This is a genomic window from Vibrio sp. 03_296, assembly GCF_002265885.1.
Window position 1 is genome coordinate 13,924 of the sequence record NZ_NPKW01000146.1, and the last position, 14,497, is coordinate 28,420.

11 protein-coding genes and 1 other RNA gene are annotated in these 14,497 nt (G+C 46.1%); 6 read left to right on the forward strand and 6 right to left on the reverse strand.

Annotation, left to right across the window (positions count from 1 at the left end; translation table 11 throughout):
* The first annotated feature begins 14 nt into the window (after window positions 1-14).
* Together CIK04_RS19295 and ffs are read left to right on the forward strand one after the other, a co-directional pair.
* The gene (locus CIK04_RS19295; protein WP_097352844.1) at window positions 15-1,988 is read left to right on the forward strand and encodes a GGDEF domain-containing protein; all 1,974 of its coding nucleotides are present in this window, start codon (window positions 15-17) and stop codon (window positions 1,986-1,988) included.
* A gap of 153 nt (window positions 1,989-2,141) precedes the next feature.
* An RNA gene (gene ffs, locus CIK04_RS19300) (signal recognition particle sRNA small type) lies at window positions 2,142-2,238 on the forward strand.
* Between the two features lie 258 nt (window positions 2,239-2,496).
* On the opposite strand, the gene CIK04_RS19305 is transcribed toward ffs, so the two are convergent.
* Window positions 2,497-4,248 (reverse strand): amidohydrolase, encoded by a 1,752-nt coding sequence (locus tag CIK04_RS19305; protein ID WP_097352845.1) that lies wholly within the window; start codon window positions 4,246-4,248, stop codon window positions 2,497-2,499.
* 365 nt (window positions 4,249-4,613) lie between these two features.
* Between CIK04_RS19305 and CIK04_RS19310 the strand changes: the two genes are divergently transcribed.
* On the forward strand, window positions 4,614-5,090 hold the full coding sequence (locus CIK04_RS19310; protein ID WP_097352846.1) for a hypothetical protein: 477 nt from the start codon (window positions 4,614-4,616) through the stop codon (window positions 5,088-5,090).
* 10 nt (window positions 5,091-5,100) lie between these two features.
* Entirely contained in the window at window positions 5,101-6,789 is a 1,689-nt protein-coding gene (locus CIK04_RS19315; protein ID WP_097352847.1) for an LruC domain-containing protein, read from the forward strand.
* Window positions 6,790-6,851: 62 nt separating this feature from the next.
* Here CIK04_RS19315 and CIK04_RS19320 read toward each other — a convergent pair whose 3' ends face one another.
* The 3 genes from CIK04_RS19320 to gap form a co-directional block, all read right to left on the reverse strand.
* On the reverse strand, window positions 6,852-8,882 hold the full coding sequence (locus tag CIK04_RS19320) for a methyl-accepting chemotaxis protein (protein WP_097352848.1): 2,031 nt from the start codon (window positions 8,880-8,882) through the stop codon (window positions 6,852-6,854).
* 208 nt (window positions 8,883-9,090) lie between these two features.
* Complete coding sequence (locus tag CIK04_RS19325) at window positions 9,091-9,975, reverse strand: D-hexose-6-phosphate mutarotase (protein ID WP_097352849.1); 885 nt, start codon at window positions 9,973-9,975, stop codon at window positions 9,091-9,093.
* A gap of 182 nt (window positions 9,976-10,157) precedes the next feature.
* Window positions 10,158-11,153 carry a type I glyceraldehyde-3-phosphate dehydrogenase gene (gene gap, locus CIK04_RS19330; protein ID WP_011080938.1) on the reverse strand — a complete coding sequence of 332 codons (996 nt, stop codon included), beginning with the start codon at window positions 11,151-11,153 and terminating at the stop codon, window positions 10,158-10,160.
* A 336-nt stretch (window positions 11,154-11,489) separates the two neighbouring features.
* Here gap and msrB point away from each other — a divergent pair, with 336 nt between their 5' ends.
* A complete protein-coding gene (gene msrB, locus CIK04_RS19335; protein WP_176463380.1) occupies window positions 11,490-11,906 on the forward strand; it encodes a peptide-methionine (R)-S-oxide reductase MsrB in 417 nt (138 codons plus the stop codon).
* A gap of 197 nt (window positions 11,907-12,103) precedes the next feature.
* Here msrB and CIK04_RS19340 read toward each other — a convergent pair whose 3' ends face one another.
* On the reverse strand, window positions 12,104-12,943 hold the full coding sequence (locus tag CIK04_RS19340; protein WP_097352850.1) for a DUF2989 domain-containing protein: 840 nt from the start codon (window positions 12,941-12,943) through the stop codon (window positions 12,104-12,106).
* A gap of 83 nt (window positions 12,944-13,026) precedes the next feature.
* Here CIK04_RS19340 and CIK04_RS19345 point away from each other — a divergent pair, with 83 nt between their 5' ends.
* Window positions 13,027-13,311, forward strand: coding sequence for a YeaC family protein (locus CIK04_RS19345; protein WP_011080935.1), 285 nt, complete (start codon window positions 13,027-13,029; stop codon window positions 13,309-13,311).
* 113 nt (window positions 13,312-13,424) lie between these two features.
* Here CIK04_RS19345 and ansA read toward each other — a convergent pair whose 3' ends face one another.
* Window positions 13,425-14,438: an asparaginase gene (gene ansA / locus CIK04_RS19350; protein ID WP_097352851.1), complete on the reverse strand. Its 1,014-nt coding sequence runs from the start codon at window positions 14,436-14,438 to the stop codon at window positions 13,425-13,427.
* Window positions 14,439-14,497: the final 59 nt, after the last annotated feature.

Below are 14,497 nucleotides of genomic sequence, written 5' to 3' on the forward strand. Positions count from 1 at the left end.
ATTAAGTCAGTGACATGATAAAAAAATTTGGTTGGCTGCTTTCCTGCGTATTCGTTTGGGTATCGTTCAACTGTTGGGCAAAGAGTAAAGAGATCACAGTAGCAACGGAAGCGGATGATGTGGTGACGCGGGTTCTGTTTGATGCCATTGCCGAGCAGTTTGCGCTGGATGTCACCTATGTGAATATGCCGAGTTTTGATGCTATTCTCGAGTCAGTTGCGCGTGGTGAAACAGATTTCGCAGCGAACATTACGTTTACGCATGAACGTGAAAAAAGATTCAGTTATTCACACCCAACCAATATTGAATATACCTATCTCTATTCTAATACGACCAATTCGTTGCGCGATGCGACACGTATTGGTGTGCCTCAAGACACCATTTATGGGGAGCTGATTGCGGTAAATCATCCAGACATTCAGCTTGTTTCGTACCAAGGCCACGAAGAAGCATATGCGTTGATCAGTCACGGTCGAGTGGATGGCATTGTGGATGCTATCAATCAACTTAAGCCTATGTTGCTTAAAGGGACCAATGCCCATCTTCTCAACGATGAAATTTCGATAAAACCCGTCTCTATCGTCAGTCAAAAAGGGCAACACTTAGAAGAGTTGACTCAATTTGCTCAGTTCATTCACAGCGAGCAGATGCAAAAAAGGCTTCGTGAAGAAATTACGCAATACCAATTTGCCATTCGAAAACAGGCGCTACAGCAGGCTATTGCTCAGGCTCCCCTCGATCTAGATGAACCATTAACCATCAAACTTGAGCCGATTTACCCTTATGTGATTTACCATCCTGATGGCCACGTGAGTGGTATTACTGCCGAAGTTCTGCAGCAAAGTTGCGATATTCTCACCCTTAACTGTCAACTGGTGAGCCGTTCAGATGAACGTTGGGGAGAAATGTTACAAGGCTTCATTCAGCAAGAGTTTGATCTACTGGCTCCGTTGGCTATGACCAAAGCGAGAGAGCAGTTTACTTATTACACAAGCCCACACTATGCGCCTCAGTCGGTTATCGTAAAACGTTTGGGGTATAAGCCCAATGTCTATTCTCATGTCTCCCAGTTAATTGCAGAGAGAGTAGGAGTGGTTGAGGATGACTACTTTGATGCGTTGTTGACGCAAATGTTGCCATTGAAAGAGCTGAGCCGTTTTTCCGATCACGATGCGATGGTCAGTGCTTTACTCGCCAACCGAGTGGATTACATCACGATGGACACGGCAACACTCAACTATTTACTACGAAATGAGTTGAAGCTGGCTATTGAGCAAGATGACGCGATTGGCGTATTTGATGCGTCGAAAATTTCTATCGGTTTGGCTAACACGGAAAAAGGCAGAGTGCTGGCTCCGTATTTTAGTCGGGCGATAGAAATGCTCGATCTCAATAGCATTATCGAACGTTACGATGTTCGTCCTGACTGGCGAAGCTCATTAGACATGGAGCAAAAGTTTGCTGCAAAAACACAAACGCTATTTGCGGCGATGTTATTGCTCGCGTTTGCACTCTCATATTATCTGCATCGTTTATCGAATACAGATAATTTAACTGGGTTAGGCAATCGACGCCAACTACAGAGAAAATATGGTAATGGCATCGCGGGTGATCTTGCGATTTTGTACATCGACGTTAACAATTTTAAGCCGATTAACGACACATATGGTCATCACTGTGGCGACATGGTGCTCAAGGCCATCGCCCAAGAAATCAAAAGCCATTGGCGTGGTAAAGGTTTCCGCGTGGGTGGCGATGAGTTTATTTTAATTGGCAAAGCGTCTCAGCAAGAGGTTGAAGAAGCGTTTGAACGCTTTAGCCGAATTCGACTTGAGCAGCATATTGCCGGAAAACCATTGATCATCAGCTCTTCGATTGGCTTGTCCGCGAGACGGGAGCGGGCCATGAGCTTGCAAAAAGCGCTGCATCTGGCTGATGTCGACATGTACCAGAGCAAGAATGAACAACGTGAGATGGGTTATTCTTAACCTCTCCCATTTGAAAAGTGGTGTTTTGCACAAGAGTTAAGCAGTCGCTCACCTCATCATGGATTATTGCCGAATTGGGGTTGCAATCTTGGGGGGGATGCTTAATAATCGTGCCCACATTGAGCGAAATGCTTGATAAACGAATCTATGGGGCTCTGGTCCTCTCGCAACAATAGTTCGTGAACTCGGTCAGGTCCGGAAGGAAGCAGCCGCAGCGAATGACTTGTGTGCCGGGATGTGGCTGGGGTCCCACCCATTAAAAAAGCCGCCTTTTGGGCGGCTTTTTGCTTTTTAGTCTCATTCTATTTCTGGAAAGCTTTGGCTAGTTTTCTAGTTTTCTAGTTTTCTAGTTTTCTAGTTTTCTAGTTTTCTAGTTTTCTAGTTTTCTAGTTTTCTAGTTTTCTAGTTTTCTAGGTTCCTGGCTTGCTAGTCCCTAGTCCCTAGTCCCTCGCTTTTACTCTCAGCCCCCTAACTTCCCGCAAAAGAGAAATTAGAGGGCGAAATTGCCTTAGCGGGTCGTATTGGTAAAGACCACTTTCCCTCGGCTGATGGTTTGTTGGACCTGTAAGTCTTTTAACATCGCGCTCTCCACTTTGAGAGGATTCTTATCTAGCAGAATGAAATCGGCGTTTTTCCCCACTTCGATACTGCCTTTCATTGCTTCTTCAAAATGTTGGTAAGCGGGCCAAATGGTCATCGCTCTCAATGCGGTGTAGGCATCAACGCGCTGATCGGGACCGAGCACTTTGTTTGTACGGGTGGTGCGGTTGACCGTTGCATCAAGCACCCGAAACGCATCGGGCAGGGCAACCGGAGCGTCATGATGCGTACTAAACATCAATCCAGCATCACGTACGGCTTTGGTCGGTGAAATAAAATCGGCTCGAGGATGGCCAAGCACTGAGTCACGATGCCAATCTCCCCAATAAAACGTATGCATTGGGAAGAGGGAAGGGAAAATGCCTTGCTCTGCGAGGCGCTGGATTTGGTCTTCGCGGATGGTTTGGCCGTGAATCAAGACAGGGCGTCGGTCTTGTTTTCCGAGTTTATTATTGGCCGCGGTCACCGCGTCGATAAATTGTTCAATCGCAGCGTCACCATTGCTGTGGGTTAGTACTTGCCAACCATTTTTGAACGCGGTTTCAACGTACTCAAATGCTTGTGCGTCAGTAAAGGTTGGGTAGCCTGCGTAATCTTTCTTTTGTCCATGAGGCGGATGAAAGTACGGTTGGGTTAACCAAGCCGTTTTCCCTTGAGGTGAGCCATCGAAGTTCAGTTTTACACCTCCAATTCGGAAGTGACTGGTGTATTGAGGTGAGTGGTATTCTGACGTCATGAAATCACTGCTGGTGGCCATATCGGCATACGCCACCACATCAATCAACAAATCTCCTTGTTTCGCAGCGCGTTTCAGTGCTTCATAGCCTTCTTTTGTTGCTCGTCCCTCTTGTGCGGTGGTGTAGCCATATTGTGCGTACATTTTCTGTGATGCGGCCAGCATCATATCTTGCAGCTCTTGGTCGATGAGCATGGTTAAGCGGAAGAGCGTGGCAAAGTGTGCATTTTCTTCCAGTACGCCATTAGGTTCTTGGCTATCGGGCATGCGACGGATTACCCCACCTTCGGGATTTTTACTTTTGGCGGTGATGCCAACCATCTCAAGCGCTTTACTGTTGGCGACGCTAAGGTGTCCGGAGGTGTGAATGATCAAAACGGGTTTATCAGTACTTACCTTGTCCAAATCGGCTTTGGTTGGATAGTAATCGAGCAGTGAATCATCATAACCAAAGCCAAGAATCCATCCGGTTTTCTCGATGAAAAGCTTCTTGGTTTCATCTTGCTCAGAGGCCTTTAGGATCTCAATAATCTTGGCGACCGTGTTTGCACCACCATCGGGTGGCGGAAGGACATTAGCAACCATGGCTTGTAAGCCAACACCATAAACGTGGCTGTGTGGGTCAACAAAACCTGGCAACATGGTTTTGCCTTTGAGGTCGATAAGTTGGGTTTGTCCAAACTTATGTTCCATAGCGCCTTCTTTTGTTCCGACGTAAATGATTTTTTCATCCAACGTGGCGACGGCTTCAACGTATTCCGGACCATCACCCGCCATCGTTAGGATCTCTCCACCATAGTAGATGGCATCCGCCGCAGTTACTTTTAGTGGCTGAGCGCTGGCTAAGGTTGTGTCATCTTTATCAGAAAAACAGCCCGTTAAGGCAAGCCCAGAAAGGGCGACAGGTATCCAAGGTGCTTTCATTTTTTACTCCCGTTGGAGGAAAGGTAATCATTCAGGTTCATATTACTGAGTCGAAGACGGTTTGCAATTATGGCTATCAAAGGATGTTGGTTCAGTATCAAAAATGATGATTGGTATATCTATCTTATTGTTTAAAAAGGTTGGTTAGGTGTTCTTCTTATCCCGTTGTTTGGCTGTGACGCCAAAGGCTAATCCGCTTGGTTAGCGCTGTTTTCCTTGTCTTTGCAGTCTTCCTAATTTGAGAATCATTCAAAGAAATCTCAGTAACTCTCACTGAGGAAAGTAATGTTTTTATTAAAAATCAGTTGGATGCGGATTGGCACACCTTTCGCTAAGTGTTCTAAAAACACGAAGGGAGAGCGACGATGAACGATTTCACGAAAGCAGTGGTTTGGGGGACCGTCAGTTTAGGGCTTTTGACGGGGTGTGGTGGTGGAGACGGAGGTGGATCTGGTTCTGCTCCTACGCCCGAAGTTCAAACCCAGTTTAGCGATATTGCCGCGCCGACTGGCTTCGAATGGAAAGGGAGCGAACATCTGCAGGTCACGATTAAGCTAGTGAGCAATTTTAGTCAGCAGGGCGGGGAGTCAATGCCCATCCGCGGCCAACATTTGGTGCACTTGTTTAGCGTGGTTGGAGACGTAGAAGATTCAGTCGCGATGTTTACTGGCCTCACCGATGTCTCGGGGGAACTGACCTATCAAATTGAGTTGGCTGGGCATTGGCAAGCCATCAAAGCGATGTCGAGCGTGCGTGGCATTGAATGCGTATCTCATACTGATATCGCTGTGATTGTCGATGAAATTACGGTTGGCTGCGATATCGCGCTGGACTCGGATTAGGAGAACGACCATGACATCAACTAAGCATTTTAGCCCATTTGCCGTTTCTCTCTGTTTGCTGAGCCCAGTGGCTTGGGCGGCCGCAACGAACAACTCGCAAGTCGTCAACGCTGATGGTTCTGTCACGATTACTCAAACGGTTGATGAAAGCAGTAGTGCGCCACACTATGTCTCGCCAGGTGCCTATGGTTTTGGCATCTATAGCAATGCCAATCAAGATTATGGCTGGCAGCACGCAATAGCGATCCCTGATGGCGCTCAGATTCTTGAAGCGAAATTGACCATCTATGCATACGATGTTGATTCAGAAGCCTTTCGTGGTGAAAACGGTGAATACGACGGCGTTTCCGTCGATGGTGTTCAACTGAATCCTGGATTTTTACAAGGGACCAACAATACATGGTCGATTACTGAGTTTGCTCTGCCGATAGCGTCGCTTAATGATGGTTTAGTGAATGTCTTTTTGGATATTGATATGAACAATGGCGGCTGGCTAACGACGTTAGACTACAGCTTAATGACGGTGACCTATTTGGTCACGAGCAATACACCGCCTTCTGTTCCTGAGCTAAGCCGAAGCCAAGGGCTATCGACCAATGATGACTTAGTCGTGTCGATTATTGGCCCGACTCCCGCCGATCCCGATGGTGATTCCGTCAGTTACAATTATCGTTGGTTTGTTGATGTTGGGCAGGGATTCTTTGTCGATGATGAGTTTGCGGGGAAAAATAATCATACCGGCGCAAGTGTATCAGCCTCTCAAACCAACAATGGTGAGCGCTGGAAAGTGCAAGTGCAAGCTGAAGATGCCAATGGTTTAATCAGCGATATCACCGAAATAGAATGGCCTGAAATAGGGGATTCAGATGGAGATGGTGTGGCGGATGCCAATGATTATGCACCTAACGACCCGACCATTGCCTTTTACGCACGTACCCCTACTTCCGGTTGGTATACGCTAACTTATGAAGACATGTGGCCATTTGCTGGTGATTATGATCTCAACGATTTTGTCTCACATTACGCGTACGAGGTGTACACCAACGCGAACAATCAGATTACTCGTCTAGATTTTACTGGTCAGGCGGTAGCAAGAGGGGCGTCTGTGGATAATCGCTTTGCCTTGTCGATCGCGGGCTTAGAATCTGCCGATGTGAGCAGTTTGACACGTGTCGTCGATGGCGTCAGTGCCAGCGTGGCGGCTGAAAATGGACACAGTGGCGAATTGGTCTTCGTGGTTTTAGAAAGCATCAGTACTTTGTTACCTGGCGATGCCAACAGTGATTTTTATAATACAGAGATGGGTGATGACAGACCTGTCATCGATTACAGTGTCTCTCTCATACTCAAGAGCTCGATGCCACCACTTGCCAGCCATACGCTGAATCCCTTTATCTTCCGAGCAGCGCAAAGAGGCCGGGAAGTGCACTTGATGAATTACCCAAGCAGTGATCTCGCCAATAGCAACTCGTTTGGCCAAGGGGTAGACGTCACAGACGCACAGGCAGGCGAGTTTTATTTAACGGCTGAAGGATTACCTTGGGCACTTTCGATTCCAACCGCTTGGAAACACCCTTATGAAAACATTGATAGCACCTTGGCTTATCCGCAGGTGGTGGATTGGGCTGAGTCTGGAGGTGTGAGTTCTACAACTTGGTTTAATACTCGGGTTAAAGGGAAGTGCTGGAAGTGTAATTAACACTCAAAGTAAAAGACAACAAAGGGCGAAAACTCGCCCTTTGTTTTTGGTCGCTCTACAAATTAATGGAAAAAGTCGACTTGCGATTTAAGTGAGTTAGCCTGTTTTTGCAGCTCTTCAGCACTTTCAGACGTTTGCGCGCTAGTGGCTCGGCTCTGTCGGTTAAGATCGCTGATCGAGTGCGCATTGGCCGCGATTTCTTGCGACACTTGAGCTTGTTGCTCTGAGGTGGCGGCAATGGTTTCCGCTTGCGCCGCGATGGCGTGAACTTGGCTCGCAATGGCTTCTAGGGAACTACCTGCTTCTTGTGCCTTATCAAGCACTTGATTGGCACTTTGCTGGCTTTGGCTCATCAGCCCCACCGCATTGCCCGTGGATGCTTTAAGTTTCTCGATAATCTGAACCACATCCTTGACTGAAGTTTGGGTACGGTGAGCAAGCGTTCTTACTTCATCAGCAACCACAGCAAAGCCACGGCCTTGTTCGCCGGCTCGCGCAGCTTCGATGGCGGCATTCAGTGCCAGTAAATTGGTTTGCTCCGCAATTTCATCGATCATTTTTGTCACGGTTTGAATGCTTTCGCTGTCGGTGTTGACTTGTTTGATGGCATGGGCAGAGCGATCAAGTTGATCATTCAGTTCTGCCACATCAATGCAGACACCTTCTACTAGGCTCAATCCAGATTGACTATCCTCATTCGCACTGCGAACGTTATCCGCAATGCTCTCCACTTGTTGAGCGACCGACTGAGCGGAGGTGGCCATCTCTTCAATGGCCGTCACCACTTGCTCCACCTGTTCCTGTTGGCGATCTGCCTGAGATAGGTTATTGCCCGCATCTTCAGAAACACTGTGTGACGCGATATACACGGTTTCAGCCGTTTGACGAATTTCGCCTACCAGCATGTTGAGCTGATTTGCCATGTTGGCAACGCCGTTGGTTAGGTTGGTGATCTCATTTTTTGAAGGCTGACCCGTGCTCGCAATTTGAATGCTCACTTCACCTTTAGCAAGCCTTGCCATCAGAGCATTTAAGGTCGTCAAAGGGTGAAGATTGCGATTGATGGCAAACGTCAAGATCGCAAATGTAGCAACGGCTACGGCGGTGGCGATAATCAATTTAAGCAGCGTTTGACTTCCTTTCGTCACTTCTGAAATGAAGGTGCCGCCAAGAAGCTTCCAGTTCCAGCCAGGAATTTCAGTATAGACGAGGTATTTCTCCCCAACAGTACCTTGATATTCATGGCGGTAGCGAATCAAACCGCTTTTGTTTTCAAAAATCGCGACATAGGGTTTGTTGCCGTCGTAATCTGCGGTATCGATAATAGAAGGGTCATGTTGGGTTCGGGTTGGATGCAGCAAGTACTTACCAAGGTTGCTTTGCTCGTTATCAACGACGATGGTGTAACCTGTGTCACCCCATTTCACCTGATTCAACGCACTAAAGAGATCTTCTGTTGCTTTTTGCACGGGTAAGCCAATGAAAGAAACACCAGTGACTTTGTTCTGTGCGTCAAGAATGGGCGAGTAATAGGTAATGTAGCTTTCACCAAACAACTTCACTTGCGCGTAATAGGCCTGTCCCGCGCGGAGCTTCTGATAGGCAGGGTGGTTGTAGCCTAAAGTGGTACCAACAACTCGTTGTCCTGAAGGATTTTTTAGCGAGGTTGAAACGCGAATAAAATCATCGCCAAACGGAGCAAAAATAGTCGCTACTGCGCCAGTATCTCGCGTGAAACTGTCGACAAGTTTGGTGTCATTAATCAGGCTTTCACCGTATTGCGTGATATTACGCAGCGATTTGCCATTAAAATCCACTTGGTAATCTTCCACATAAATACCGGCCAAGTAGCCGTTGCGGAAAGTGGATTCAAGTACCTTCGCGGTTTGTAAATAGGCATCAAACTGGCCCGCAATGGTTGCGGCCATTGATTCCACTTTTGATTGGTGTTCCCGAAGCGTGTTTTCGAGTAGCACGTCAGATGCGTTACGATAGACAAGAGTGGCGGTTCCGCCAAAGGCGATGATAAGGCATAGCGTAATCACCAGTTTTAACTGAAAACCGACGCTTTGATTTTTATATTTTTCTAGCACTGTTATTCCTGCTGAAATCAGCAGCCTCTACACGATGTATGTTTGAAAGAATAGATTGTAATAATGGAAGGGATAATAGCCGAAGATTGATAGAATTAATTGATATTTATTAAGTAATTGCTCATTTGTGGTGATGGAATGACCAGAGAACGGATGGGATAAACAACGCAGTGAACATTTGCCCACTGCGTTTGAACGATGGTCAGCTTTAACGTGCAGAAAGCACAGTAGTTAACTGGTGACTTTCGCCTGGGTTGAGCGTTTTGCCCTGAATAATACTGTCTGCATGCAGAGTGGATTCTACACACAGCATGGTTTTGTAACCGTCATCGCTCATGTCCGCCATGCCAGCGGCACCTTGAGCCCAAGGGTTCCAAAGCACGGCGCTATTGTGACCTTGGTTTTCAATGCACAGAGTACGTTCAATGACTGGGTCTTTAACCACAATCTCTTTCTTAGGTTGCGTGTAGACGCGATCGATCGTGTCGGTCAATTGTAAAACTTCACCACCATGGCATAGTTCGCCCGCTTTCAAACTGTCAATGTACTCAGAGCCCATGCCCATAGTTTGAGTCTGCTCAATATCACCGACGTTCAAATAGGTATGCAGAGCGCCAGAGAAAGTGAATACCTCATCATCAATATTAAGAATGTTGAGTGACACTTTCAGTTCATCGCCGATCTCGACGATTAAGCGAACATCAAACATATGAGGCCAGAGATTGTGCAACTCTTCTGTCGGGAATAAGGCGAGTTCAACGATCACACCGTTGTCGTTTTCGCGGTGTTCAACCAGTTCCCATTCTGAAGTGCGAGCAAAGCCGTGTGCAGGTGCTGCAATGCGGCCAAACCAAGGCCAACACACTGGAATACCGCCACGCAGCGCAGTTTTACCATCAAATACTGCTTTGTCACTCATCCAAATGACGTCAGCTTGACCCGCTGGCTGGTAGGAGACGACATGGCCGCCAAACAAAGAGATACCTGCGGTTGCTTTCTCGTGAATCACACGAACAATTTTGACATTGTCTTTTTCAACAATGGTGACGCAATCAGACAGGACAGTCAGCGCCGGAAGTGAATTAAGATCCATCTGAATTTCCTTAACAATCAGTTTCAAAAGATTCGTTTTAGAAACGGACCGTGAAGTCAGACACTGCTGAGAGTCTAAAGCTCCATTGCTAACCTCAAATCCGTGATACTAAAAAGGCGACCTAAGGTCGCCTTTTTGTCTAACGAAATTCTTCGCTAAGTGCTTATTTTACTAAGTAGAAATTACTTAGAGATGTGAGCAATTAGGTCTAGAACTTTGTTTGAGTAACCGATTTCGTTGTCGTACCAAGATACAACTTTAACGAAGTTATCAGTTAGAGCGATACCAGCTTTAGCATCGAATACAGAAGTTTGAACTTCACCGATGAAGTCTTGAGAAACTACTGCATCTTCAGTGTAACCTAGAACGCCTTTTAGTTCGCCTTCAGAAGCTTCTTTCATTGCTGCACAGATAGCTTCGTAAGATGCGCCGTTCTTAAGGTTAACAGTTAGGTCAACTACAGAAACGTTAGCAGTTGGTACGCGGAAAGCCATACCAGTTAGTTTGCCGTTTAGTTCTGGAAGAACAACGCCTACTGCTTTAGCTGCACCAGTTGAAGATGGGATGATGTTCTGAGAAGCACCACGACCACCGCGCCAGTCTTTAGCAGAAGGACCGTCTACAGTTTTTTGAGTTGCTGTAGTAGCGTGAACTGTAGTCATAAGACCAGATTCGATACCGAACTTGTCGTTAAGAACTTTAGCGATAGGAGCTAGACAGTTAGTAGTACAAGAAGCGTTAGAAACGATGTCCTGACCAGCGTAAGAAGTGTGGTTAACACCCATTACGAACATTGGAGTCGCATCTTTAGAAGGACCAGTTAGAACAACTTTCTTAGCACCAGCTGTGATGTGTTTACGAGCTGTTGCGTCGTCTAGGAATAGACCAGTTGCTTCAGCTACTACGTCAACACCGATTGCATCCCATTTTAGATCTTCTGGGTTACGCTCAGCAGTTACACGTACAGTTTTACCGTTAACGATTAGGTTACCGCCTTCAACTTCAACAGTACCGTTGAAACGGCCGTGAGTTGAGTCGTATTTCAACATGTAAGCCATGTAATCTACGTCGATAAGGTCGTTGATACCTACAACTTCGATGTCAGCACGCTCTTGCGCTGCACGGAAAACGAAACGACCGATACGGCCAAAACCGTTAATACCTACTTTGATAGTCATTATAGTTGCTCCACAACTTAATTTCTGATTAAAGATAACTGGTAGTAAAATTACAGAATCCAGTAAACATCTGCAAGTGATAATCGGACTTAACTTGTTTAAAGTCAAAAAAAAGCGACGCTTTTTTTAACAATTCTTTGCAAATGCTCGTTTTTTAAACTTTGAACCGGTTATTCTACTCACCAATTGGCGTAAAATAACTCAAGAGCAGGTGCTCTAAGCAATTTTAAAACATAGGACATGATGGTGAGAAAGTATGTGCTACAACCATGATGCTTCGCAAGTTTTTTGCACAAAAAGTCGTCAACATTAATAAGAAAAAGGGAAATTAGTGACGTGACAAAAGAAAGTAAAGTTGTGCTCAAGTCAGACCAGCAATGGCGTGAGCAATTGTCTGAACAGGAATACCATGTGTGTCGTGAGCAAGGAACCGAACCTCCTTTTAGTGGCAAACTACTGCACAATAAAGACAGCGGAGAATATGCATGCACTTGCTGTAATGCGCCGCTGTTTTCTTCTGTTAACAAATACGATTCAGGTTGTGGTTGGCCAAGCTTTGATGCGCCGATTAATGAGATGGCTGTCCTGTATTTAGATGATTTTAGTCACGGAATGAAGCGAGTAGAGATCCGCTGTGCACGATGTGATAGCCACTTAGGGCACGTTTTTCCTGATGAACCTAAAACAACCGGAGAACGTTTTTGTGTCAACTCAGTGTCGTTAATTTTCAACAAAATTGAAACTAATGAGTGATTTTTCACCGAACGCTGTTCTCCGCTTTCAGTCATATCGTGTCTAGCAATCATACTGAAAGAGTCAAAATGGCGTGAGTAACCAAGAGACAAAAACCTTCCATGTGGAAGGTTTTTTAGTTTGAGTGCGTCGTTCTTTGAAATAAGCGCCGAACTAAAGCAGCATTGCGATATGCATGTGGCTACGAGCGTATAAGACTACAAGTCACTCGGGATCATCATAGAGCGGTATTGCCCTTTTTCGAGCGCAGATGCCACTTGCTCAGCTAAAGCATCCAGATGTTTGTACTCCTGTGCACTAAAGCCAAACATCAGTTGCATTTCTCGTTCTGTGGCTAAGGGCACATCAAACTCTTTTGCTACCATTGCCCAAACGTAAGCTTGCTTCATTTGACGTAATCCTTGATGGGTACTTGCCAATGACTTTAACGCTTCGGTATTCACTTTGCCGCCTTTGGTCAACTCGAGAGAATGATTAAGCAGTTGGATGGTTTTCGTTTGATCACGTGTAGTATAAAACGTTGCCAAGGCGTATTGCATTTCAGCGGTTTCTAGCGCGGGTGTGCCTTCCATCTGTAAAAACTGACGACGTGCATTGGTATTGCCTGTCTGGCTCCAAAGGAAATAGAGGCTTTCCGGTTCACTTGAAGAGCTAAGTTCTTGCACTATACGTTCAAGTTCAGAAATGCTATGCACCAGCGCATTAAAACGTTTTTGCTTTAACGCACTTTGATCGATGGGTGTAATTTGCGAAGCCAACTCCAGGCACTTGCGATACTCAGCGGTTAGCGTGTATTCCTTAATCTTGTTGCTGTCGGATGGGTTTTTCAGTACCTCAAAGCGGTGCCAAATAAGGTCGGTACGTGCAACACGGCACTGCCCGTCATCCATATTCAGTTTTTCACAGCGTAGCCCTGGTTGAGATTGACACAGTTCTTCCGTGGTTTTGTTGCCTTCTAAGCAGCCACTGAGTAGCAGCGGTATGCTAAGGGCGAGTAGCCAAATTTTATTACTCATGGTGATTTGCTTGTGATCCATTACAACAATTTATTTACTGTTTCTTGACTCAGTTTAGTATCCAGATATGTTCTGTGAACAAAATGTTAGTGTAAAGGTATGTTATGAACACAGAGCAGCTACTCAGCGCAATGACACCAGAAGTTTACCAACGTCTGACGTATGCAGTAGAAACAGGACGTTGGCCAGAGGGTACACCACTTTCACAAACGCAGCGAGATTCCTGTATGCAAGCTGTGATGTTGTATCAATCTAAGCACAATATTGATGCTGAGCATATGTCAGTGGCAGCGGGTGGCGAAATCTGTTTTAAGTCGAAAGCGGAGCTGAAAAAACAGTTTCAATCGGGTCAGGAAGATATTGTCCGCGTTAACCCAAATCGAGATTAGTCGTTAAAGAACCTAGAACCTAGAACCTAGAACCTAGAACCTAGAACCTAGAACCTAGAACCTAGAACCTAGAACCTAGAACCTAGAATAGATCCCGGTTCTAGGTTTTTAGTTTATAAGCTCATTTCACCACGCAGCACTTGCTGCATTTGTGTTTTCACTTCTTCATAAGACAGATTTTGACTCAATAGGTAGTGAAGTTTTGCTAAGGCTGCTTCAGGGGTCATGTCGTAACCACTGATCACGCCTGCTTCTGCGAGGGCACAGCCAGTTGCATAGCCACCCATATTCACTTTACCCGCTAAACATTGAGTTAAGTTGACAACAATCACTCCGCGCTCAGACGCTTCTTTGAGATGGGCCAATAGCTCAGGGTTTTGTGGCGCGTTACCCACACCAAAGGTCAACAGAATCATCGCATTCACCGGCTGAAGTAAAGTGTTGCGAATCACTTCGTGTGAGATGCCTGGGTACATGGTGATCACACCGATAGGTTGTGGCGTGATGTTATGAACTTTGAATTCGCCTTCTGGTTGCGCGCCCACTTTGATGCTGTTGCTGATCTGGATGTTGATCCCTGCTTCAAGCAGAGGTGGTAAGTTTGGCGATGTAAACGCATTAAAGCCATCCGCATGCGATTTCACACTGCGGTTGCCACGCATTAACTGATTGTTGAAGAACAAAGTGACTTCGTTAACCGGGTAATTGGCCGCAATATGCAGCGCGTTAAGCAGATTTGCTTGGCCGTCAGAGCGCAGTTCCGCCAAGGGGATTTGAGAGCCTGTGACAATGACTGGCTTACCAAGGTTTTCCAGCATGAAGGAGAGCGCAGATGCGGTATACGCCATGGTATCGGTGCCGTGTAGGATCACGAAACCATCGTATTTGTCATAGTTGTCACGAATGTCGTTGGCAATGTGTTGCCAATCTTCAGGGGTCATATCTGAAGAGTCCATCAATGGTTCGTATTCGTGAATGGTGTATTGCGGCATTTCTGGGCGATGGAATTCCGGCATGTTTGCTAACTGCTTTTCCATGAAACCAGCGACAGGAATGTAGCCATGATCAGACTTCTTCATGCCGATAGTACCGCCAGTGTAGGCAATATAGATGTGTTTTCTTGTCATAGTGAGTGATCACTTAGGTGTAGGGGAACAGAGCGGCGATTATAGCGAAAACTTGGCTA

Bases quoted from the DNA above. Each gene is read 5' to 3' on its own strand.
- CIK04_RS19295 (WP_097352844.1), top strand. From the start codon at position 15: ATGATAAAAAAATTTGGTTGGCTGCTTTCCTGCGTATTCGTTTGGGTA.
- CIK04_RS19305 (WP_097352845.1), bottom strand. From the start codon at position 4,248: ATGAAAGCACCTTGGATACCTGTCGCCCTTTCTGGGCTTGCCTTAACG.
- CIK04_RS19310 (WP_097352846.1), top strand. From the start codon at position 4,614: ATGAACGATTTCACGAAAGCAGTGGTTTGGGGGACCGTCAGTTTAGGG.
- CIK04_RS19315 (WP_097352847.1), top strand. From the start codon at position 5,101: ATGACATCAACTAAGCATTTTAGCCCATTTGCCGTTTCTCTCTGTTTG.
- CIK04_RS19325 (WP_097352849.1), bottom strand. From the start codon at position 9,975: ATGGATCTTAATTCACTTCCGGCGCTGACTGTCCTGTCTGATTGCGTC.
- gap (WP_011080938.1), bottom strand. From the start codon at position 11,153: ATGACTATCAAAGTAGGTATTAACGGTTTTGGCCGTATCGGTCGTTTC.
- CIK04_RS19340 (WP_097352850.1), bottom strand. From the start codon at position 12,943: ATGGATCACAAGCAAATCACCATGAGTAATAAAATTTGGCTACTCGCC.
- CIK04_RS19345 (WP_011080935.1), top strand. From the start codon at position 13,027: ATGAACACAGAGCAGCTACTCAGCGCAATGACACCAGAAGTTTACCAA.
- ansA (WP_097352851.1), bottom strand. From the start codon at position 14,438: ATGACAAGAAAACACATCTATATTGCCTACACTGGCGGTACTATCGGC.